The organism is Chryseobacterium sp. SIMBA_029 (assembly GCF_046535275.1).
Classification (GTDB): Bacteria; Bacteroidota; Bacteroidia; order Flavobacteriales; family Weeksellaceae; genus Chryseobacterium.
On record NZ_JAWRXA010000056.1, the window covers coordinates 1 to 399 of the forward strand.

Here is a 399-nt window from a genome sequence, read left to right on the forward strand (position 1 = left end):
TCAGGAAAATCTCATGTACAGGCTGATGTTCCTGTACCAGAAATTGTCTTTTCCGGAACCTCTTTTTTGTAAAAAAACCTTGTAGAATCATAAATTCATCATCTGTAAGGTTAATGATTTCCCGGATATGTGCTTGTAGAAAATGGCTCATATCGTCAGCATTAATTTATTCCTTCATCCAGTAGCTTATGCAGATCTATAATCCCGAAATACTTTCCGTTTTCAGTAACTACAAGCTGCCCAATATTATTTTCTTTTAAAGTTTTCATGGCTTCTTTGGCTCTGGCATCCTTTTCAATGGTTCTTGGATGAGCAGACATGATGTCCTTGGCAAAGACCTTACTGATATCTTCTCCTTTCATCAACATCCTTCTCAAGTCACCATCTGTAATAACTCCT

Annotated in this window: 1 protein-coding gene; it reads right to left on the reverse strand. The window is 37.1% G+C overall.

The genetic code is table 11. The features are described 5' to 3' along the window. Nucleotides 1–161: 161 nt before the first annotated feature. A partial coding sequence (locus tag SB679_RS23185) for a CBS domain-containing protein (RefSeq protein ID WP_410704642.1) occupies nucleotides 162–399 on the reverse strand: 238 nt, incomplete at its 5' end.